This window comes from Vibrio sp. EJY3, assembly GCF_000241385.1.
GTDB classification, from domain to species: domain Bacteria; phylum Pseudomonadota; class Gammaproteobacteria; order Enterobacterales; family Vibrionaceae; genus Vibrio; species Vibrio natriegens.
The window spans coordinates 321,955-343,183 of sequence record NC_016613.1 but is presented as its reverse complement, the minus strand read 5'-3'; the positions used below and the strand labels follow the sequence as shown (position 1 = coordinate 343,183).

At 46.5% G+C, this 21,229-nt stretch carries 17 protein-coding genes and 1 riboswitch; of the genes, 8 read left to right on the top strand and 9 right to left on the bottom strand.

What is annotated here, in order from left to right:
• The first annotated feature begins 52 nt into the window (after positions 1 to 52).
• The 4 genes from argR to VEJY3_RS01605 all read left to right on the top strand — a co-directional run bounded on the left by argR (position 53) and on the right by VEJY3_RS01605 (position 5,423).
• Positions 53 to 523: a transcriptional regulator ArgR gene (gene argR, locus VEJY3_RS01620; RefSeq protein WP_014230707.1), complete on the top strand. Its 471-nt coding sequence runs from the start codon at positions 53 to 55 to the stop codon at positions 521 to 523.
• A gap of 402 nt (positions 524 to 925) precedes the next feature.
• The gene (locus VEJY3_RS01615) at positions 926 to 1,894 is read left to right on the top strand and encodes a TAXI family TRAP transporter solute-binding subunit (protein WP_014230706.1); all 969 of its coding nucleotides are present in this window, start codon (positions 926 to 928) and stop codon (positions 1,892 to 1,894) included.
• Between the two features lie 468 nt (positions 1,895 to 2,362).
• A complete protein-coding gene (locus VEJY3_RS01610) occupies positions 2,363 to 4,942 on the top strand; it encodes a TRAP transporter permease (RefSeq protein ID WP_014230705.1) in 2,580 nt (859 codons plus the stop codon).
• Between the two features lie 43 nt (positions 4,943 to 4,985).
• Entirely contained in the window at positions 4,986 to 5,423 is a 438-nt protein-coding gene (locus VEJY3_RS01605; RefSeq protein ID WP_014230704.1) for a universal stress protein, read from the top strand.
• 75 nt (positions 5,424 to 5,498) lie between these two features.
• On the opposite strand, the gene thiQ is transcribed toward VEJY3_RS01605, so the two are convergent.
• The 5 genes from thiQ to mpl all read right to left on the bottom strand — a co-directional run bounded on the left by thiQ (position 5,499) and on the right by mpl (position 11,103).
• Positions 5,499 to 6,203, bottom strand: coding sequence for a thiamine ABC transporter ATP-binding protein (gene thiQ, locus VEJY3_RS01600; protein ID WP_014230703.1), 705 nt, complete (start codon positions 6,201 to 6,203; stop codon positions 5,499 to 5,501).
• Positions 6,197 to 7,789, bottom strand: a complete 1,593-nt coding sequence (gene thiP / locus VEJY3_RS01595) for a thiamine/thiamine pyrophosphate ABC transporter permease ThiP (protein WP_014230702.1) — start codon at positions 7,787 to 7,789, stop codon at positions 6,197 to 6,199. The genes thiQ and thiP overlap by 7 nt, the downstream gene beginning before the upstream one ends.
• Positions 7,790 to 7,798: 9 nt before the next feature.
• Entirely contained in the window at positions 7,799 to 8,791 is a 993-nt protein-coding gene (thiB, locus tag VEJY3_RS01590; protein WP_014230701.1) for a thiamine ABC transporter substrate binding subunit, read from the bottom strand.
• 71 nt (positions 8,792 to 8,862) lie between these two features.
• A riboswitch (TPP riboswitch) is annotated at positions 8,863 to 9,011 on the bottom strand.
• A 92-nt stretch (positions 9,012 to 9,103) separates the two neighbouring features.
• Positions 9,104 to 9,739, bottom strand: a complete 636-nt coding sequence (locus tag VEJY3_RS01585) for a flavin prenyltransferase UbiX (protein WP_014230700.1) — start codon at positions 9,737 to 9,739, stop codon at positions 9,104 to 9,106.
• A 5-nt stretch (positions 9,740 to 9,744) separates the two neighbouring features.
• Complete coding sequence (gene mpl, locus VEJY3_RS01580) at positions 9,745 to 11,103, bottom strand: UDP-N-acetylmuramate:L-alanyl-gamma-D-glutamyl-meso-diaminopimelate ligase (RefSeq protein ID WP_014230699.1); 1,359 nt, start codon at positions 11,101 to 11,103, stop codon at positions 9,745 to 9,747.
• A gap of 311 nt (positions 11,104 to 11,414) precedes the next feature.
• Between mpl and fbp the strand changes: the two genes are divergently transcribed.
• Together fbp and ppa are read left to right on the top strand one after the other, a co-directional pair.
• On the top strand, positions 11,415 to 12,428 hold the full coding sequence (fbp, locus tag VEJY3_RS01575; RefSeq protein ID WP_020335825.1) for a class 1 fructose-bisphosphatase: 1,014 nt from the start codon (positions 11,415 to 11,417) through the stop codon (positions 12,426 to 12,428).
• Between the two features lie 114 nt (positions 12,429 to 12,542).
• Positions 12,543 to 13,073 carry an inorganic diphosphatase gene (gene ppa, locus VEJY3_RS01570; RefSeq protein WP_014230697.1) on the top strand — a complete coding sequence of 177 codons (531 nt, stop codon included), beginning with the start codon at positions 12,543 to 12,545 and terminating at the stop codon, positions 13,071 to 13,073.
• Between the two features lie 146 nt (positions 13,074 to 13,219).
• On the opposite strand, the gene VEJY3_RS01565 is transcribed toward ppa, so the two are convergent.
• The 3 genes from VEJY3_RS01565 to VEJY3_RS01555 are packed head-to-tail and all read right to left on the bottom strand — an operon-like array spanning position 13,220 to position 19,197.
• Positions 13,220 to 13,567, bottom strand: a complete 348-nt coding sequence (locus tag VEJY3_RS01565; protein WP_014230696.1) for a gamma-glutamylcyclotransferase — start codon at positions 13,565 to 13,567, stop codon at positions 13,220 to 13,222.
• Positions 13,568 to 13,594: 27 nt separating this feature from the next.
• Complete coding sequence (locus VEJY3_RS01560) at positions 13,595 to 17,485, bottom strand: translocation/assembly module TamB domain-containing protein (RefSeq protein ID WP_014230695.1); 3,891 nt, start codon at positions 17,483 to 17,485, stop codon at positions 13,595 to 13,597.
• On the bottom strand, positions 17,482 to 19,197 hold the full coding sequence (locus VEJY3_RS01555) for an autotransporter assembly complex family protein (protein WP_014230694.1): 1,716 nt from the start codon (positions 19,195 to 19,197) through the stop codon (positions 17,482 to 17,484). Before VEJY3_RS01555 ends, VEJY3_RS01560 begins: the two co-directional genes overlap by 4 nt.
• 175 nt (positions 19,198 to 19,372) lie before the next feature.
• Here VEJY3_RS01555 and msrA point away from each other — a divergent pair, with 175 nt between their 5' ends.
• Complete coding sequence (gene msrA, locus VEJY3_RS01550; protein WP_014230693.1) at positions 19,373 to 20,011, top strand: peptide-methionine (S)-S-oxide reductase MsrA; 639 nt, start codon at positions 19,373 to 19,375, stop codon at positions 20,009 to 20,011.
• 83 nt (positions 20,012 to 20,094) lie between these two features.
• Here msrA and VEJY3_RS01545 read toward each other — a convergent pair whose 3' ends face one another.
• Positions 20,095 to 20,298 (bottom strand): DUF1107 domain-containing protein, encoded by a 204-nt coding sequence (locus VEJY3_RS01545; protein WP_014230692.1) that lies wholly within the window; start codon positions 20,296 to 20,298, stop codon positions 20,095 to 20,097.
• 279 nt (positions 20,299 to 20,577) lie between these two features.
• Here VEJY3_RS01545 and VEJY3_RS01540 point away from each other — a divergent pair, with 279 nt between their 5' ends.
• Positions 20,578 to 21,129, top strand: a complete 552-nt coding sequence (locus VEJY3_RS01540; RefSeq protein ID WP_014230691.1) for a YtfJ family protein — start codon at positions 20,578 to 20,580, stop codon at positions 21,127 to 21,129.
• The last annotated feature ends 100 nt before the right edge of the window (positions 21,130 to 21,229 follow it).

Here is a 21,229-nt window from a genome sequence, read left to right as displayed (position 1 = left end):
ATGCGAGAATATGCAAAATTGCTGATCCGTAATTAAGAGAATCATAATGACTATGCGCAATACTGAAAAACAAGATAACCTAGTTCGAGCTTTTAAAGCCCTATTAAAGGAAGAAAGCTTTGGCTCACAGGGCGAGATTGTTGATGCTCTAAAACTGCAAGGTTTTGAAAGTATTAACCAATCTAAAGTGTCTCGCATGCTGACTAAGTTTGGTGCTGTTCGTACCCGTAATGCAAAAATGGAAATGGTTTACTGTCTTCCTGCAGAACTGGGTGTCCCAACGACAAGCAGTTCTTTGCGTGAACTCGTGTTGGATATCGACCACAATGCTGCGTTAGTTGTTATCCACACTGGTCCTGGCGCTGCGCAGCTTATCGCTCGTATGCTGGACTCTCTTGGCAAATCTGAAGGCATCTTGGGTGTTGTCGCTGGTGATGACACTATCTTTATCACTCCGACGTTGCCAGTATCGACAGAGCAGTTGTTCAAATCCGTGTGTGAACTGTTCGAATACACTGGCTAACAACTGTAGGTTGAAGTCACCTAACTGATTGTGAGCTATAAGATAAATCCTATTCTGTAGCTCACAATTTCCTTCCCCTATCGCGTTTTAAGGTTATTTTTTAATCATTTTTTTGTGATGTATATCACGCTATTAATTTTTCCTTCCTTTCCCCTCATTCAATCGTAAACTACTGTTATAAAAGAAATAAAATAACAACTTAATCACTGGCTATTAACGCAATCTTCAGGTTTATTCGCTATAACTTTTAACAGTCGGATAATTTTCTGCCAATTTTTTGTTATGATTTGTTCGCTTTTTCAAACAATTGGATTGGAAAAGATGCCGTTTCCAAACAGGAAACTCCAGAAGTGATTGATGGTTATTTCCGGGTAAATAATGAAATATAAGGAAGGGAATTTCATGGCATTTAACAAACTACTCAAAGTAGGCGCTATCGCTGCAGCCGTTATGGGTGCAGGCGCAGTTAACGCTCAAGAGTTTATTACTATCGGTACGGGCTCGGTGACAGGTGTTTACTATCCTACTGGCGGTGCTATCTGTAAATTGGTCAACAAAGGTCGTAAAGATCACAACATTCGTTGTTCGGTTGAGTCGACTGGTGGTTCTATTTACAACGTTAACACTATCCGTGCTGGCGAATTAGACTTCGGTATCGTTCAGTCGGATTGGCAGTACCATGGCTACAACGGTACGAGTGAGTTTGCTGCACAAGGCCCGTACAATAAGCTACGCGCAATGTTCTCTCTGCATACTGAACCTTTCAACATCATTGCTCGATCAGACTCTGGCATCGAAAACGTTAAAGACCTGAAAGGTAAACGCGTCAACATCGGTAACCCAGGTTCTGGTGACCGTGCAACAATGGGCGTAGTGATGGACGCGATGGGCTGGACCCTAGATAGCTTCCAGTTAGCTTCAGAGCTTAAAGGTTCTGAGCGTTCTCAAGCACTTTGTGACAACAAAATCGACGCATTTATTTACATGGTTGGTCACCCAAATGGCTCAATCAAAGAAGCAACCACATCATGTGATGCTAAGCTAGTTCCAGCGACTGGTCCTGAGATCGACAAGATCGTTTCAAGTACCCCTTACTACGCGTACAGCACAGTACCTGCCGGCATGTATCGTGGTACGGATCAAGACGTTAAGAGCTTTGGTGTAGCTGCAACAATGGTTACTTCAACAGACGTTTCTGATGAAGTGGCATACAATGTTGCAAAAGCAGTATTCGAAAACTTCGACACATTCAAACGCCTGCACCCAGCTTTCGCGAACCTGAAAAAAGAAGACATGGTGAAAGCAGGCCTTTCAATTCCTCTTCATCCAGGCGCGGCTAAGTACTACAAAGAAGTGGGACTGCTAAAGTAAGCACTACGAACTCTAAACCAAGGCAGGAACAAGTGGTTTCTGCCTGATTAAGTATGCTGGTTGTCGCAGGATCGCCAGCATACTTTGTTTATTACCTAAGGCGCTTCTGGATGCCAAACTTAATGTGACTGACTTGTTCTGGTTTTTGAGAGCCTGCAACATTCCAAAGTCATGGTAAGTCACCCGACATTTGTCAGTTTTGCCGCTGATTCATTTCTCCATGAAGACAGCGATAAACCCCGCATCTGGAAATCATCTGGGTATATTCGTCGGTTTTTCTAAAACCTCACACTCATGCCAAGAAAACACTTTAACGCCGCCAATTCAGAGCTTCTAACGAGCCTCATTTAAATTTCAGGCAGCGGAATACTCGACTGCAAACTTCGCTCAGTTCACTACACTGATAGAGGCGAAGTGAGTTTTCGACATATAAAACAGGCAGAACCATCAATAATAAGGAAAAAGTACATGACGACGAACAAAGCCCCGTCACAAGATGTGCAAGATATGGTGGCTCAGGCAGACACAGGGGCACGTAGCCCATCTGGCATACAAGGACGAATCCTCTGGTTTGTCCCTCTGTGTTGGTCACTATTTCAGTTATGGTATGCATCACCATTACCATTTATTTTTAATTTTGGCGTACTTAATGACACTGAAGCTCGTGCGATTCACTTAACATTTGCGATCTTTCTGGCTTTCACTGCTTATCCTGCAATGAAAAATTCCCCACGCGATCATATTCCGGCTGTCGACTGGATTCTTGCGCTTGCTGGTAGCTTTTCAGCGTCTTATATCTATCTCTTTTATACGGAACTCGCCGGACGTTCAGGCGCGCCAACCACGCCTGACATTGTTGTCGCCGTGATTGGTATGGTGCTTCTTCTGGAAGCAACACGACGTGCACTTGGTCCACCACTGATGCTTGTCGCTGCGGTATTCCTTACCTACACCTTCGCCGGTCCATACATGCCAGACGTCATTGCCCATAAAGGCGCGAGCTTGAATAAAGCGATGTCTCATTTATGGCTAACAACTGAAGGTGTATTTGGTGTGGCTTTAGGCGTTTCGACTTCCTTCGTATTCTTGTTCGTACTCTTTGGTGCGATGTTAGAACGAGCTGGGGCTGGTGCTTACTTCATTAAAGTGGCCTTTTCACTATTAGGTCATATGAGAGGTGGTCCAGCAAAAGCGGCCGTTGTGGCTTCAGGTCTTTCAGGCCTTGTATCAGGCTCTTCGATTGCGAACGTAGTAACTACCGGTACCTTTACGATTCCTTTGATGAAGCGCGTTGGTTTCCCGGGAACCAAAGCAGGTGCGGTAGAAGTAGCAGCATCTACTAACGGTCAGTTGACGCCTCCTATCATGGGTGCCGCTGCATTTTTGATGGTGGAATACGTTGGGATCTCGTACGTTGAAGTTATCAAAGCGGCAATCCTGCCAGCGCTTATCTCGTATATCGCATTGATTTACATCGTTCACCTTGAAGCATGTAAAGCAGGCATGACGGGGTTACCTCGTCGTCATAACCCAACCATGCTGCAAAGCATGTTGTCGTTCACCGGAACCATTTTAGGGCTTTGTGTCATCAGTGCGCTGGTTTACTACGGCGTAGGCTGGACGAAAGATGTCTTTGGTGAGGCTGCAACACCTATCGTGATGGTTGCTCTTCTTATTGCTTATGTTGCTTTAGTTAAAGTATCGGCGAATCACACCAAAGATGGCGCGATCAATATCGATGAAGAGCTGACTGAGGTACCTGAACCGGGGCCAACAGTAAAATCGGGACTTCATTTCTTACTGCCAATTGTGGTTCTGGTTTGGTGTTTAACCGTCGAGCGATTCTCTCCAGGCTTATCTGCCTTCTGGGCGACCGTGTTCATGATTTTCATCCTGTTAACGCAACGCCCGCTAATCGCCTTGCTATCTAAACAAGGGGGTATTGGAGAACAGACGAAAGAAGGCTTTATTGATCTTCTGGAAAGCTTGGTTTCTGGTGCACGCAACATGATTGGTATCGGTGTGGCGACAGCTGCTGCTGGTACGGTGGTCGGTGTGGTAACTCTGACTGGTATCGGTCTGGTCATGACTGACTTTGTTGAGTTCATCTCTGGTGGTAGTGTGTTCTTAATGCTGCTGTTCACCGCAGTGATCAGCTTGGTATTAGGTATGGGCCTTCCTACCACGGCAAACTACATCGTCGTATCGACGCTGATGGCACCAGTAATTGTCACGCTTGGCGCGGCACATGGGCTTATCATCCCACTGATTGCCGTTCACCTGTTCGTGTTCTATTTCGGTATCTTGGCCGACGATACACCGCCAGTGGGCTTAGCCGCCTTTGCAGCTGCAGCCATTGCGAAATCAGATCCGATCCGTACCGGTATTCAGGGCTTCACCTATGATATTCGTACCGCTATTTTGCCATTCATGTTCGTCTTCAATACCCAACTGCTATTGATGGGTATCGACACGTGGTGGCATTTAGCCCTGACCATCATATCCTCCATTATTGCGATGCTGATATTTTCCGCCGCTACTCAAGGTTGGTGGTTTACTCGCAATAAATGGTGGGAAACCGTCCTATTATTGGTACTGACATTTTCCTTCTTCCGTCCGGGATTCTGGTGGGACATGATGTTCCCTGCCAAAGTACTTTCCCCAGGGGTTGAAGTGGCTCAAATTGTCGAGGGACTAAGTGTGGGACAATCAATTGAGCTGCGTGTCGCCGGACAGAACCTAGAAGGTGAGAACGTTGAAAAAACCGTACTGCTGCCGTTTGACGACAATGCAACAACCGCAGAAGAACGTATCTCATCAATGGGTCTGATGCTGGTCGAAAATGACGGCAAAATGATCGTTGATATGGTGGAATTTGGTAGCCCTGCTGAATCCTCTGGTATCGATTTTGACTGGGAGATCAAATCGGTCGTTCAAGACGCTGATCGCCCAATGAAAGAGTGGGTGTTTGTGCCTTGCTTATTGATTCTGCTGGCACTAGCGATGAACCAGAAACGTCGTATGCGCAAAGAACAACTGAGCGCCTAAACGATTCCCCCCGGGAGACCGGGGGCTGAGTGAGAGAAATTGAATGTATAAACAAATTCTTGTTCCGGTAGACCTTAATGATCAAGGCTTCTCAGACCGAGCGGTTGAACTGGCTGTTTGGCATGCGAAGCAAGCGAATGCGGTCATCCATTTGCTGACGGTTGTACCTGGAATCCATATGTCGATGGTCGCGACTTACTTTCCAAAAGATGCTGCCCTAAAGATGAAGCAAGATGTCGAAAAGCAGTTAACGACGTTTGCGGAAGACAACATCAAGGAAGACGTCACCTATAGTATCCACGTGGCAGAAGGTAAACCGTACACGACCATTATTGAACACGCTAAGCGTTTAGGGATTGACCTGATCATCATGCCAAGCCACAAGCGTTCGAAAATCAATAAAGTGATGCTCGGCTCAGTAGCCAGCAAAGTGGTGGAGTATTCTCCCGTCAACGTGATGGTAGTGAAGCCACAAAGCTAAAGTCACTAAACGATCGAGACAAAAGAAAAAGGTTGATGTTTACATCAACCTTTTGTTTTTCTAACCCAATAGAGCTTAACCAGCGGCCCGAACGAAGGCTTGTAAAGCCTCACTTGAATGTGTCACGCAGAGCTGACCTATCTCACCTGCCGCCTCAATTTTTCCACCCGCAACAAACGCAAAGTGACTTGCTATGGCTTTTGCATCATTGAGGTGGTGAGTCACCATGAGTACGGTAATTCCTCGTTCTGCTGCCAATCTTTTCACTAAGCTAAGCATCTCTTCACGCAGCACAGGATCGAGCGCAGAGAAAGGTTCATCCAGCAGCCACACCGGATGAGGCTGGACAAAACAACGTGCTAACGCAACGCGTTGACGTTGACCACCAGAGAGATGCTCTGGCAAGCGTTCGAGGTACTCTGCAACACCAACCTGCTGTGCGGCTTGCTCAACCTGAAGCTTTTGGTCTGCGGTGAGCTTTAAGCCCGGATGCAATCCTAAACTGATGTTGTCGCGCACCGACAAATGAGCAAACAAGTTATGCTCCTGAAACAACATTGAGAATGGACGCAGATAAGGTTCTTTACCGACAATGGATTCGCCATCAACTTGGATATCCCCTTGGTCAGGATGGATAAAGCCAGCGACCAGTGCCAACAATGTCGATTTACCCGCCCCACTCGGCCCCATCAACGAGACAATCTGACCGCGCTCAATGGTTAAATCAAAACGAAACAGTTCACTTTGATAGGTGTATTGCACATCATCCAACACTAACATTGTGCTCTCTCCTTCGTTTTTAATACTTTTTCAATCAGAGTAAAGCAGCCAACACTAAGCAAGAGTAAGGTGACCGAAACCACCGCTGCCGCTTCCATCTGATAACTGCCGAGCAGTTGGAATAAATACAGCGGCAAGGTTCTGAATTCTTGTCCGCCAAATAGCGCAATCGCACTTAAGTCCCCTATCGCAAACATAAAGCTGATTGCGAAAGCGTGAGCAAAAGGTTTACGTAGTGCTCGCCATTCCACAACTTTAAATCGCTGCCAGCCTCGCATCCCTAGGCTGGCACAAACGTATTGATATTGCTGTTCAATGTGTAACATCGGCTGTGCTAGCGTCTTAATCACATACGGCAGCGCCATCAAACCGTTGACCAGTATGACGACAAAAAATGCCAGACTGAAAACATCGGTAAAAGAACGGAGCAACAAAAACAAACCTGTACTGATCACCAAACCAGGCGTTACCAAAATAATGGTACCAACCAACTCAATGTGATCCGCCCGTGAGTTTTTATACTCCAGACGCCAACGCCGACTGGTGAGCAAAATGGAAACGCCAGCAGCCACTGCAAGAGTGCTCGCCATTGCTGCAACTTTTAAAGAGTTAAATAGCGCAGACCAAAAACGTTCGTCATTTAATACCGAGCCAACCTGTTGATTTATTCCGCTTAGAATCACCATCGCAAGTGGTGGGATAACCAGTAAAAAGGCACCCATGATCCAAAAGCTATCCCAAGCTTTTGACCACCCATGATCCTTCGTTAAATATTGCTGTACCGATGTACTACCAGAGCTTATAGAGACTGGCTTCGTCAGCTTTTGTACGCCTATCGCGATCACACCACACAACAACATTTGCCACAGTGCTAATAACGCGCCAGCCTGCAGGTCAAAGTCAAATTTTATCGCTTGGTAAATAGCCAACTCAATGGTGGTTGATTTAGGCCCGCCTCCCAGTGCCATCACCGTGGCAAAACTGGTAAAGCACAGCATAAAAACGAGGCCGCTTACATGTGGCAATTGTTGTCTTAATCGAGGCCACTCAACCCAACGAAACTTATCCCAATGGCTCATGCCGAGATGAGCACATAGCTTATGTTGCTCAGCAGGAATCGACTCCAGTGTTTGCAACAATAACCGCGCAGCGTAAGGCAGATTAAAGAACACATGCGCAAGTAAAATACCGTTCAAGCCATAGATAGAAAATGGCAGCTTGGCATCAAGGGTTTGTAACCATTGGGCAATCAAACCGCTGTTGCCATATATCGACAACAATCCAAAAACCCCGACTAAAACAGGCAGAACTAAAGTGGAAGCGAACAGTTTGAGCAGTAATGACTTACCGAAAAATTCACGGCGGGAAAGCGAATGGGCGACGGGAGTCGCTAAACCCACACTAATCAACGTGGATAAAAAAGCCTGATAGAAGCTGAACTTAGTAACGTGCTGATAATAGGGATCATGCCAAATCAGCAACACATCCAGAGACGGAGCCTGAAAAGCTAAAGCACTCAGCGCAGAAAGAACAAAGGCCGCGATGACTATCGCGACCCCTATGCCTAATTTGGGTACAGTATTCAAAGGTAACTCTTAGAAAGTCAGGGCGCTTTGCCATTCACGAATCCAAGTCTTACGCATTTTCGCCACTTCTTCGGCGCTAAAGCTCAGTGGCTTACTTGGTACGTTCAAGGTTTCAAAGCCTTTTGGAAGGGCAACGTCAGTGACTGGGTACATCCAGTTACCCGTTGGCATTGCTGACTGGAATTCATCACTCAAAATGAAATTCATGAACTCGTCAGCCAACTCGGTATTCTTCGAGTCTTTCACTTTGGCAGCAACTTCCACTTGCATGTAATGCCCTTCAGCAAAATCAGCGGTAGCAAACTTAGCGTCTTGCTCTGCAATCAGGTGGTAAGCTGGTGATGTCGTGTAAGAAAGCACTAAGTCAGATTCACCATTAAGGAACATGGAATAAGCTTCAGACCAACCTTTGGTCACGGTAACGGTTTTGCCAGCCAATTGCTGCCAAGCTTGGGTAGCATTGTCGCCATAGATTGACTTCATCCACAGCATCAGACCCTGCCCCGGAGTTGAAGTACGAGGGTCCTGATAAATCACTTTAAGATCATCACGCTCTTCCACCAGCTCTTTCATGCTTTTTGGCGGGTTAGCCAATTTTTCTTTGTTGTAAACGAACGCGAAATAACCATAGTCGTAAGGCACGAATGTTTTATCGTCCCAGCCCGTTGGTAAAATGGTTTTAGAGGTATCGACCTTGTGCTCTGTAAGCAGACCCGTTTTCTGTGCCTCGACCATCAGATTGTTGTCCAGACCCAGAACAATATCGGCTTTGCTATTACTGCCTTCTAAGCGAAGACGGTTCAAAATCGATACGCCATCATCAAGAGCAACGAAATTTACGTCACAACCACATTTCGCTTCAAAAGCTTGTTCGAGTTTAGGACCCGGTCCCCAATCCGCAGCGAATGAGTCGTAGGTGTAGATGGTTAATGTGTTTTCAGCAGCAAACGCTGAAGTTGTTGTCATTGCAGCAAGGGCAATTAGGCTTAGAGTGGTTTTCACTGCTCGCTCTCCACGTGTATTTCAGAGAAATTAGTTGAGCGGCACAGGTATGAGGTGGCTATTTGGGATTGCTAATATCCAGACTCAATTCCTACGCCAGCATTATCTGGTTCAGGTATTACGGGTCCCCGTAGCCTAACTAGGTTAAGCCATTAGGTCTCAGCGCCCTTAAGTATTGATCAACACAATACAAAATGGGGTTGCTCCCCGATGAGTTGGATGGATTGTATACCCAAACCCCCTCGCGATGCTAGGTTACGCGAGGGGGTTTGGGACTTAGATGAAGATCAGGTTACGTAGCAAGATAACTATTTATGAACGTTGGTCGTATCCCCAGCGCGGAACCAATCCTTGCTCAATCCCCAGATGGTCGAGAATTCGCGCCACCATAAAGTCGATTAAGTCTTCGATAGTCTTTGGCTGATGATAAAAACCCGGCGCTGCTGGCATGATGGTTACGCCCATTTGCGACAGCTTGTGCATATTTTCCAGATGCAGGGTCGAAAATGGCGTTTCACGCACTACCAGAAGCAGTTGGCCACGCTCTTTCATCACTACATCGGCGGCACGCTCAATCAGGTTATCCGACATACCGTGTGCAATCGCCGCGACGCTGCCTGCCGAACACGGACAAACCACCATTTGTTTTGGAGCCGCAGAGCCTGAAGCCACTGGCGAGAACCAATCATCTTTACCACAGACAGTAATGTTGTCAGGGTTACACTTCAGGTGCTCCACCAGCGCTTTTTGCGCCGCTTCAGGACCACTTGGCAGCTTCAGGTCATGCTCGGTTGCCATCACAACCCTCGCCGCGGAAGATATCAACACATAGACGTGATAATCCGCAGCGACCAAACATTCCAGAAGTCTCAAGCCATAAGGCGCACCAGAAGCGCCAGTAAGTGCTAGGGTAATGGCTTTTTTTTGTTGATGTTTTTTGTGAGACATAAGGATTAAGCTTTTTGTTTTAATTGTTCGAGAAGTTTACCGTGAATACCGCCAAAGCCACCATTGCTCATAACCAGAATTTGATCATCAGGCTTTGCACGTTCAACGATTTTCGCAACAAAACGGTCCAAATCAGCGTCAACAAAAGCCGGTTGCTGGCATTGGTCTGCAATTTCCTGTACCGACCATTCAATATTGTCTGGCTGGAACAAGAACACTTCATCGGCACTGTGCAATGAGTCCGCCAGCGTATTCTTGTGCACACCACGCTTCATGGTGGCAGAGCGAGGTTCCAGTACTGCTAAGATACGTTTGTCACCCACTTTGTTACGCAGGCCACCAACCGTTAGTTCAATAGCGGTAGGATGATGAGCAAAATCGTCGTAAACCGTCACACCTTGCTCTTCACCTTTAAGCTCTAAGCGGCGTTTGGTATTGATAAAACGGCCCAATGCCTGACAGGCTAACTCTGGAGTCACCCCGACGTGCCTTGCAGCGGCGATGGCCATCAGTGCATTATCCACGTTGTGGTCGCCCACTAAGTCCCACTCAACAACACCGACTTTCTCACCTTGCAGCGATACTTCGAACTTCGAGCCATCGACGACCAGTTTATGCGCTTGCCAGTCGCCATCTTCACCAGAAAACTGCTTTTCTGTCCAACAACCGCGCTCAAGTACATCAGCAAGTGCCTGATCTTGTTTAGGAGACAAAATAAGACCATTGCCCGGAACAGTACGTACCAAATGGTGGAATTGACGCTTAATCGCTTCAAGATCGTCGAAGATGTCTGCATGATCAAATTCAAGATTGTTCATGATTAACGTGCGTGGGTGGTAATGGACAAACTTAGAACGCTTGTCGAAAAAAGCACTGTCGTATTCATCCGCTTCAACAACGAAAAACATGCTTTCTCCCAGTCGAGCAGAAACACCAAAGTTACCCAGTACGCCCCCGACCAGGAAACCAGGTTGGTAACCACAGTCTTCGAGTATCCAAGCCAGCATGCTTGAGGTGGTCGTTTTGCCATGCGTCCCAGACACCGCTAACACCCAGCGATCGTGAAGTAAAAACTCATTCAACCACTGCGGACCGGAGGTATAACGCATGTTGCTGTTGAGTACATGCTCTACGCATGGGTTGCCACGGCTCATGGCATTGCCAATCACGACTAGGTCAGGTTCAGGATCAAGCTGAGAAGGGTCGAAGCCTTCAATAATTTCAATACCTTGAGACTCCAGTAATGTGCTCATCGGAGGGTAAACATTCGCATCAGAGCCCGTTACTTTGTGGCCGAGCTGGCGAGCTAAAATTGCCGCGCCACCCATAAACGTGCCGCAGATACCCAAGATATGGATGTGCATAAACTTAACCTTGTAATGCCGTGTTTGATGCTTTCATTATCGCGATAACCACCAGAAAAGCGAGAGACTTTCACCTTGTTCTTGCTGTCACTTTCAAAAAAATGACAAGCCTGAACACGGACTGTACAGTCACTGAACTAAATGATGAACTCGTCAGTGACAAGACAAATAAATTGAGATCTCAGACGGTTACTTCATTACCATTAAAAAGATCTTCGACATAAAATTACGTTTAGCGCAAACGTTTAACATCCATAAAGAGATGCCCCGTTGCGCAACACCCCCAATAAATGAAAATGTAAGGATTGACCATGTCTGGATTGCGCACCCTAGGCGAATTCATTGTCGAGAAACAAGCGGATTTCCCCCACGCTAGCGGTGATCTATCATCTCTTTTAGCATCCATTCGTTTAGCTGCGAAAATCGTTAACCGCGAAATTAACGCTGCTGGCCTTGGCGATATTACTGGTGCTGTCGGCACAGAGAATGTCCAAGGTGAAGCTCAGCAAAAGCTAGACGTTTATGCAAACGACAAGTTTAAAGCGGCACTTGAAGCTCGTGACCAAGTTTGTGGCGTAGCCAGCGAAGAAGAAGATGAGGCGGTTGCATTCAATAAAGAACTCAACCAAAACGCCAAGTACGTTGTATTAATGGATCCACTTGATGGTTCATCTAATATCGACGTGAACGTTTCTGTAGGTACTATTTTTTCAATTTACCGCCGTGTATCACCAATTGGTACGCCAGCAACAGAAGAAGATTTCCTTCAGCCAGGTCACAAACAAGTTGCGGCTGGTTACGTGATTTACGGCTCTTCAACCATGTTGGTTTACACAACAGGTAACGGCGTGAATGGCTTCACGTACGATCCTTCTATCGGCAGCTTCTGTCTTTCTCATGAAAACATGATGATCCCTGAAGAAGGCAAAATCTATTCTATCAACGAAGGTAACTACATCCGCTTCCCACTTGGTGTGAAGAAGTACATCAAGTACTGTCAGGAAAATGTACCTGAAGATGGTCGTCCATACACGTCTCGCTACATCGGTTCTCTAGTAGCAGACTTCCACCGCAACTTGTTAAAAGGCGGTATCTACCTATACCCAAGCACGCAAAGCCATCCGCAAGGTAAACTGCGTCTGCTTTACGAGTGCAACCCTATGGCATTCCTAATCGAGCAAGCAGGTGGTATAGCTTCTGACGGCGTGAATCGCATCATGGACATCAAGCCAACAGAATTACACCAACGTGTGCCGTTCTTTGTCGGTTCAAAAAACATGGTACGTAAGGTCGAAGAATTCCTTGAGAAGAATCGCGACGAATAGACCTTTGTCCAACGCGGCAGGTGTTTACCTGCCGTGTTTTTGTCGCTAAAGTGAGTTGCGAATAAATCGTAATAAGATGAGGTTCCCTCATCCTCAATGAAAAGGAAGTTTCAAATGAGCCTAAACCATGTACCAGCAGGTAAATCTCTGCCTGAAGATATCTATGTCGTTATCGAAATTCCTGCAAACGCAGACCCAATTAAATACGAAGTAGATAAAGACTCTGGTGCTGTATTTGTTGACCGTTTTATGTCTGCACCAATGTTCTACCCATGTAACTATGGTTATGTGAACAACACACTGTCTCTTGATGGTGACCCTGTAGACGTACTAGTTCCGACTCCATACCCATTGATGCCAGGTTCAGTGATTCGTTGCCGCCCTGTTGGTGTGCTTAAAATGACTGATGAATCTGGTGAAGATGCTAAAGTTGTCGCGGTTCCTCACTCTAAAATCTCTAAAGAGTACGAGCACATTCAAGACGTCGGTGACATCCCAGAGCTACTGAAAGCGCAAATTACGCATTTCTTTGAGCGTTACAAAGAGCTGGAATCCGGTAAATGGGTGAAGGTTGATGGCTGGGCAGACGTGGAAGCCGCAAAAGCTGAAATCCTGGAATCTTACGATCGCGCACAAAACAAATAAATGCGACCAGAATGAAAAAAGAGCTGCAAATACGCAGCTCTTTTTTATGCCTGAACGTCACATAAGCTTCAGTCGGTTTGAACGCCACCATAGTATGCGACTAACGTCGTAGCCATGATAAGACTCAGCAGTGACACTCGGCGGACCTATACTCTTTGGCACCAATCTCCGGATGCGATCTCTTCCGTCAGCTGCTCGGTATCCTGATAAATGTAAATCCAAGCCTGACCAAACGGCGTGCTAATGCTTTCACGTCGGTACTCTACCGGAACATCTTCCAGTTTATCCAGCGCCGTTAGCGTATCGTCATCAATCAGATAGACTTCACCTTGTATGGTTTGGTGACCTTTCGACACCCCAGGGTATGGACCTAAATCATACAAGGTATATTGAGCATCACTTTCATGCAGCCCCAGGAATTGCCCCGAGCTCAAGTAGTGATGGTTGTACTCTCCTTTGCGTAACGTTCCGTATACAAAGACTAAATGCTGCATAACCACTCCTTAGTTATGAGTTACGCTTTAATCAAACTCGAATTGATAGAGTAGATCAACTGCACTGTCTACACCAGAAACCGCTTCTAAATACAGATCCTGCATTAATCGGTAACGAACAGTAAATTCACCCAGAGAGTTAAAGATACCGACACCATATTTCACCTGAAGACCCGGGAATATATAACCACTCACCGTCACCTGAGAGTCGTCACCCGATCCCGCAGTATCGAGCTGCAAGTCTTGAACGCCAAAGGCTTCACCTATCTGTCCGACAACACGACCACTTTTCGCCAGACTCAAGCCAATCAAGGTAGTGGTCATGGCATTACCACCAGACTCTGCGTCGATATCCTGACCTCGTAATAGGTAGGACAGCGCGTTTGCCTGAGGCATAGCTGGATCTGAGAAGATCTCCAAACTTGGGTCAGATGCAGGGCCAGTAACACGAACACCTGCGGTCACATCATCTTGCGTGTTATCAGGGTTACGGATGGCAGAAATCGACAGATAAGGCTCATCAGCTGGGCCATTCATCATGATTTTACCTTCATCAATCACCAAATCTTGGCCAAATGAGCGGTAGGAACCATCGACAATGTTAACTTCACCTACAATAAATGGACCTTTGTCTTTTTGAGTCACATTGAGGTTACCCCTCAGACCACCTTTCAGACCAAATGCCGACAGCTGAAAATCGTCGCCAATCTTAATATTAATATCGGTCTCGACATTAAACGGTACTGCCACAGTGTCATCAACTGGCTGTAAGTTTTCATCCAAAATGACTACGTCACTCGAAACGCCAACCGCGCTTGGTGGTAACTCTTCAACGACGATGCGACCCCAAGGCAGATTAATATTACCTTGTACTTTGGCTAAATTTGGCGTCACCTCAAGCGTCATATCTGGCTCAACTTTGATTTTCACCATCGGAGGCATATCCACTTTCAGCTCTTTAGCGAACACTCGCGCCTTGGTATGCCAGTCCTGTAGGTCTTGCCAGTCCGCATCACCGGTAATTTCCAATTTGCCATCTGGGGTGTTGATGCCAGCGTTGAGGTCAGCTTGATGGCCTTTAAAGTTGATCTCTACCTGACCTGAGTCGATATCAATTGGCGTCACTTCACCGTTCAGTTTAATTTGGTCAATCAGGAACTGGCCGTTCACCCTTGGGTGCATGACATCACCAGATAACGCCAAATCGGTATTCATATTGGCTTTAAACAAGCTGTACTCGCCAATCAATGGCGCTAAGAAATCCAGATGGAGCGTCGAAAGTGACACGTTACCCGCGATCTCAGGAGACTCAGCAGAGACATTAATCAGTGACACATTACCGGAGAGATCACCGTTATCCGCCACATCGACGAGCCACTGAGCATCGAGCTTGTCTTTTGCTAACGCAGCTTTAAAGCTAACACTTTCCCAACCAACCGTAATTGGTTGTTCCAGCGCTTGTTCCACCTGACCTTGCGGCATATCGACATTCAACGTCACCTCAGGCTTCATGTTTGGAGCCCATTTAGCAAAGGCTTGTGCGTTCACTTCACCTTGCAGTTTCGTTTCTGCCGGCAATAGTGTCTTGATTTGGCTAAAGTCAAAGTGATTCACCGCTAACTTCGCCTCACCACTTTTGCCTACACTAATGTTTTCAGATAAACACACACTTGAATCAGCTTGTAACCAACAGTGCGCCTGAACATTCGCGATCTGCTTGTCGATATTGACCTTCACTGCCGTCGACTTTTCCAGTGCCCAAGGCCCTTGAATGGTATCAAGCGACAAACGAGTTAGCGCACCGTCCCAGATCATTTCAGGCTTCTGAGTAAATGCGCCCTGAATCTCCAGGCTGGTTGAGACGATATCCGAGGCCACATCTAAGGTAAGTTGATGCTGCTTTTCATCACCTGAGACATCGAGGTCAGCGCTATCAATCTTGATGCCGTCATAGTTAATGTTATTTGCTACTAAGCTCACGTTAGCTTTTGGTACGGGTAACGGTGAAACATCCCCTTTCAGCGTGACCGTTTCTACTTTGGCTAACTGCTGCCAGTTCGCTTTATTGACGGCAAGATCCAGGTTGATGTTCGGCTCTTTTAAGCTGCCTCGTACCGCAATTTTACCGTTCATATTGCCGCTAAGATCAGGCACACTTTTCGCAAAATCAGGGAAGTTAACCTCAACGTCCATCAAGATTTGTTTATCGATCTTACCCTTGGCACTCAACTGGTTAGGACCATGAGCCAATACTAAACCTTGAGTTGTAAGCTGGATATCTTCGGCTTTGCCATTTTTATCAGATGCTTCTAGCTGCCCCTTCACTTTCAGTGGATAACCACGTAAAACACCATCAATATCCAGGGTAGGAAGACTAACCTGCCAGCCGCCCTGCTCCGTCAGCGACCCAGAGGTTGATAAGCTACCGCTGATGTCCCCTTCCGCTTCCTGCCACTGAAGACCCGGCTGGATATGTTGTAAGTTGAGATCGGCTTGCCAGTTGATTGGTGCCGCCCAGTTAGCCATAACCTTGCCCGACAGTTCGCCGCCTAAGGTTTTCACCACAAGACTTTCCAGATCGATTTGCTCTAGGGTGCCCTTTCCGTTTAGCGCCACATCTACCGCAGGAATATCCTTACCAGATGCTTTAGTTTCCAGCGCGACCTTGTAGCCCTCTAACGAGCCTTTAGCGGTAAGACTCGGTACAGCAACCTGATAGTCACTTTCTCCCAACAAAGGCCACTGCGCTTCGACATTGTTGAGGGTCACATCAAACGGTAACTGCACTTTCAGTGGCTGAATTTTGGCTTGGATTTCGGCTTTAGTCAGTTCAGACAGTGTTGCCTGCAGCGATAAATCGCCTGCTGAGCCAGATGCTGACAGCGACAACTTCTGTCCTTTCGCTTCCGTATGTTTCACTAGCGCATCCAGCTGGGCACTAAGAGGATAGTCTGCAGAAAGTGTCACTTGCGTACTCAGCGTAGCCTCAACTTCAGGCATGTCGAGCTCAAGTGTTTGCAAATCCACACGATCACGACCCGCCTTCGCCACCAAACCGAGATGATGAACAATAACCGGCGTTTCACCAGCTAACTTGAAGTTATGAATATCGAGACGTCGGACATCGACGGTCAACGGAATCCAGACTTCAGGTAAAACAATATCTTGCGGCTCTGCATCGGCTGTTTTTACTATTTCCGAATCCGTTGCGTTAGTTGCATCGGTCTGGGAATCAGCGACTTCAGTATCAGTGCCCGCGACTGGAGCACTCTGGGACTCATCCCCTTCGGCTGTGGCTTTCTCGGCTTCTGCAACGTCAGTTTCAGTAGGTGCTTGTTCGGTGTCCGTTGGTGCCAAAGCAACATTGATCTCTTTTAATGCTGTTGGCGCAATGACTAAGCGGTCGCCCTGCATCGATAACGCGGTCGTGAAATCCTGCCAGTCAACTTGATTACCCAAAACATTCAGGTTGATATCATTAAGGCTAACTTTGTTGACGAAAATTGGCACTGGCGTACTGATTGAATGCAGCGGAGGCGTCTCTTCTTCTGGCTCGTCACTCGCAGGTGGCAGTTCCGGCATCTGGAAGTTTACGCCCTGCAATGAAAGCTCATCGACACACACTCTAGGATCGAAAAAGCAACGGAAGTTAACCGCTAAGGTCAGGCGTTCGACTTTCGCATCAACATTCAGTGTTTCATCAACAAAGCTGACGTTTTCCAATGCAAAACGTGGAAATAACGAGCCCTGGACGTTCTCCACTTTCAATTGTGGCACGGCTGTTTCTGCCCCCCATATGGCGAGCTTTAATCCAGGGTGAGTAAAGAGAACTGTTGAGACTAAAATGATGATCAACAACAGAAGACCAATCAAACCTAGCGATAGCCATTTGGTCCACTTAAACATCTTTTGCATCATAGTTCAGGCCCCAATGAGAAATGGATACGAAATTCGTTCTTCTGTGGGTCATCCAATCCCCATGCAAAATCAAAGCTGACCGGACCAACTGGCGAAGCCCAGCGGATACCTACCCCGGCACCCGCTTTCCATACGGGGGTATCATCAAATGCATCACCAATATCGTAGAAAGTCGCCCCCCACCAGTTACCGGTAAGACGATATTGATACTCAAGTGTGCTACTCAGGATATATTTTGCCCCCGTTAACGCTCCACTTTCATCGACCGGCGAGATAGATTCATAACCATAACCACGGATGTTATTGTCACCACCAGCAAAGAAACGCAACGATGGAGGCAGCTTATCAAACTCGTCCATAAAGTTAGCGCCGCCTTCTAAGCGGAAAAGTCCACGATGGTTTTCACCAATCCCACGGATCCAAGAGGTTCGGCCCAAAAAGCGAAAGACTCGGGTCGCAGATAAAACGGCCGGGTCACCATATTCAAACGTGATGGTTTGCTTGTCGCCCCACATTGGCATGCTGCCGCCACGACTTCTTGTACGTGAGAACGTTGCGCCAGGAAGCAAGAACTGCACACCGTCTTCCTGTAGACCCTGAGAGAAGTTTTCGTACAAGTGACGTATATACAAAGTCTTACGCCAGCCACCATCGACGATCCAGTGACGTTCTACCGCTAAATTCGTTTCTAGACTTTCGGTATCACGGTTGTCCAAATGCTTTAAGCCAAATTGAAGCTGGTAGTATTCATGCAAAACGTCATCAAGCGGTATTTTGTAGCCTGCTGTGATGGTTTGTTCCGGCTGGGACAGGGAAAGTGCGGTATCTAGACTGTGGCCACGGGAACTGATCCAGGGCTTTTTCCATTTCAATGTGCCACGTACGCCAGTATCAGTGGAGTAACCAAGACCCGTTTCTATCTGGTTTTTGGCCGCCGGAGCAAGAGAAACCTTTACTGGTAAGTCACGTCCTTCCTCCAGCATCGCCAGATCAGGCTCAACAAATACAGACGAAAACCAGTCAGTATTAGACAAGTTCTGGTTGTACTCACCAACACTCGAAACTAAGTAAGGTTCGCCCTCCTCAAAAGGACTTAACGAAGCGACGCGCTCATCCCAAATCTGGCTGCCAGTGATATTGATGGAACCAAAGTGATAGCGGATACCACTGTCATAATGCAAACGAATGTTCGCTTCATTGAATGCAGGTACCACCTCCAAACGACTGAGTAGATAATCCCCTTTGAAGTAACCACGCTGCAACGCTAAATTACGTATTCCTGACTTGAGGCTATCGTATTCGCTTTGATTCAGAACCCGGCCAACTTTTAAAGGAGACGCCGCGAGAAGCGCTTCAAATGCTTCATCGTCTTGCGCTTCACCAGTGATCACGACATCCATAACTTTGATCTTGACTGGTAAGCCTTTTGCAATATCGATGATCAGTTCATCATTATTTTCAGTAACAGAGTATGAGATATCTGCGTGATAATACCCAAGCGCGTTGAGTGCTTCAGTGATGCTTTCATCTAATCGCGCTTGAAAACGCAACGAAGTCGAGTAATCTTCTTCAGGAATCGAAGTCAGATAAGCGTTAACATTTTCTTCTAACGCGCCGTCTATACCTTGTAGCTTAATAGATACTTTGGCAGAGGCGTTATGGGAAAAGGCAAACAAGCCAACAACAATGATCGGGAGAGCTTTTTTTATCATGCGTTTTAGATGCGTGAGATTCGTGAGATTAAAGACACTTGTGTCATAATAGCGCCAATTAAAGGCTAAGTCTGTAATATTCATAACTTTACCGCAGCCTTTGTAAATCCGTATTCACATAAAGACGAACTGGGAAAAGTTCGCAAATTTAAGACAAATTTAAAGGACAGATAGCATGCTCAACAAACAGACACTAATCAGTATAGAAGATGCTCTACCAGGTCGAGAGCAGCCAATGCAAATTGAAGATACGCATTTTGTTAATCAATCCAGTTTAACGGCACCATTGCAGTCTAACCAACAGCAAATTCTATTAGGTATGGGTTGTTTTTGGGGAGCGGAGCGCCTGTTCTGGCAACTGGATGGCGTCATCTCAACATCAGTAGGTTACTCTGGTGGGTACACGAAAAACCCGACTTATGAAGAAGTATGTACAGGACAAACCGGACATGCTGAAGTCGTCAGAGTAGTATTTGATGAGCAAGTTATCTCTCTGGAGCAACTTCTGGCTGCATTTTGGGAAGAGCACGACCCTACACAAGGGATGCGTCAGGGGAACGACCTAGGCACGCAATATCGTTCCGCTATTTATACTTTTTCGCAAGAACAACAAGACATTGCAGAGCATTCAAAGCATCAGTACCAGCAAGCACTGCAAGAAGAACAAAGAGCTTCTATCACCACAGAAATCCAACCGGCAGGGACGTACTACTTTGCTGAAACATACCACCAGCAATATCTGGCGAAGAACCCTGAAGGCTACTGCGGCCTTGGTGGTACAGGTGTGTGCTTTCCACCAAGTTTACAAAGCTGATTGAGAGACAACTTAAAATCAACAGCCATTAACGAAAAAGAGCGACCTTAGTCGCTCTTAACATAACTTTGCTTGTAACCTGCTCATCGTAGTTTCAACGATGCGATCTCCTGGTTCACTTCTTTGAACACAGAGAGTCTTTTCTGATCTTTCACGTCTGGTAGAAGAACCTTGCCATTATCAAAATCAAAGTTCCCGACGCCTGCGATGAAAAACTGACCTTTAAATAGCGTCTTTACAAAACGAGCCACCTGGAGTGGTCGGTATACCGCGAATTCACGTAGCATAATTCACCTCAATTCCTTTGAGAAAGTACAGATTGTCTATCCTTAACAATCTTGTAGCGCAATTTGCGAACGACTTCATTCTAGCAAATCCTAAAAACAACGCAATATTACATCACCTCAAACGTTAAATAAATGTTAACAAGCTCGCTGTAATTTTACTTGTTCTACTTATATACTGGCGACATCCAGATGGTTCCTATAAACCAAGCTCGTCTGATTGTATCCATCATCCAGAGGTGACTTGGTTATAAAGCTCTCACATATATGGAATATAACAATATGAAAATTAAGACTCTCCTACCACTTCTGCTGGCTATGACGCCAAGCCTTTCATTCGCAAATAATTTAACCATCGGCGAAAATGTTCCAGACGTTCGAGTTGGTGCTTATGGTGAAATTGTTATGCAGGGCGAAGGCGTTGCGTATCAACCATGGGCTGCGCAAAACATGCTGGGCAAAGTACGCGTTATTCAGGCGATAGCCGGACGTAGCAGTGCGAAAGAGATGAACGCCCCGCTAATGTCTGCCATTACTGCCGCGAAGTTTCCTCAAGAAAGTTACCAAACCACAACCATCATCAATCAGGATGATGCGATTTGGGGTACTAGCTCCTTCGTCAAGTCTTCAGCACAAGATAGCAAGAAGGAATTTCCTTGGTCATCAATGGTATTGGATGAAAATGGCTTAGTCGCAAAAGCTTGGGGATTAGAGCAAGAGAGTTCAGCGATCATCGTTCAGGATAAGCAAGGAAAAGTGCTTTTCAGCAAAGAAGGACCTTTAGAACAAAACGAGATCACGCAAGTGATTGAGTTAATCAAGCAAAATATTTAACGGCTACCAATAGGCTCCTTGTTTCGGCAAGGACAAGGAGTTAGTTTCTCTGCGATGTCTGAATTTTCCCTTAACTGACAAAAGAGTGAACTTTTACCAA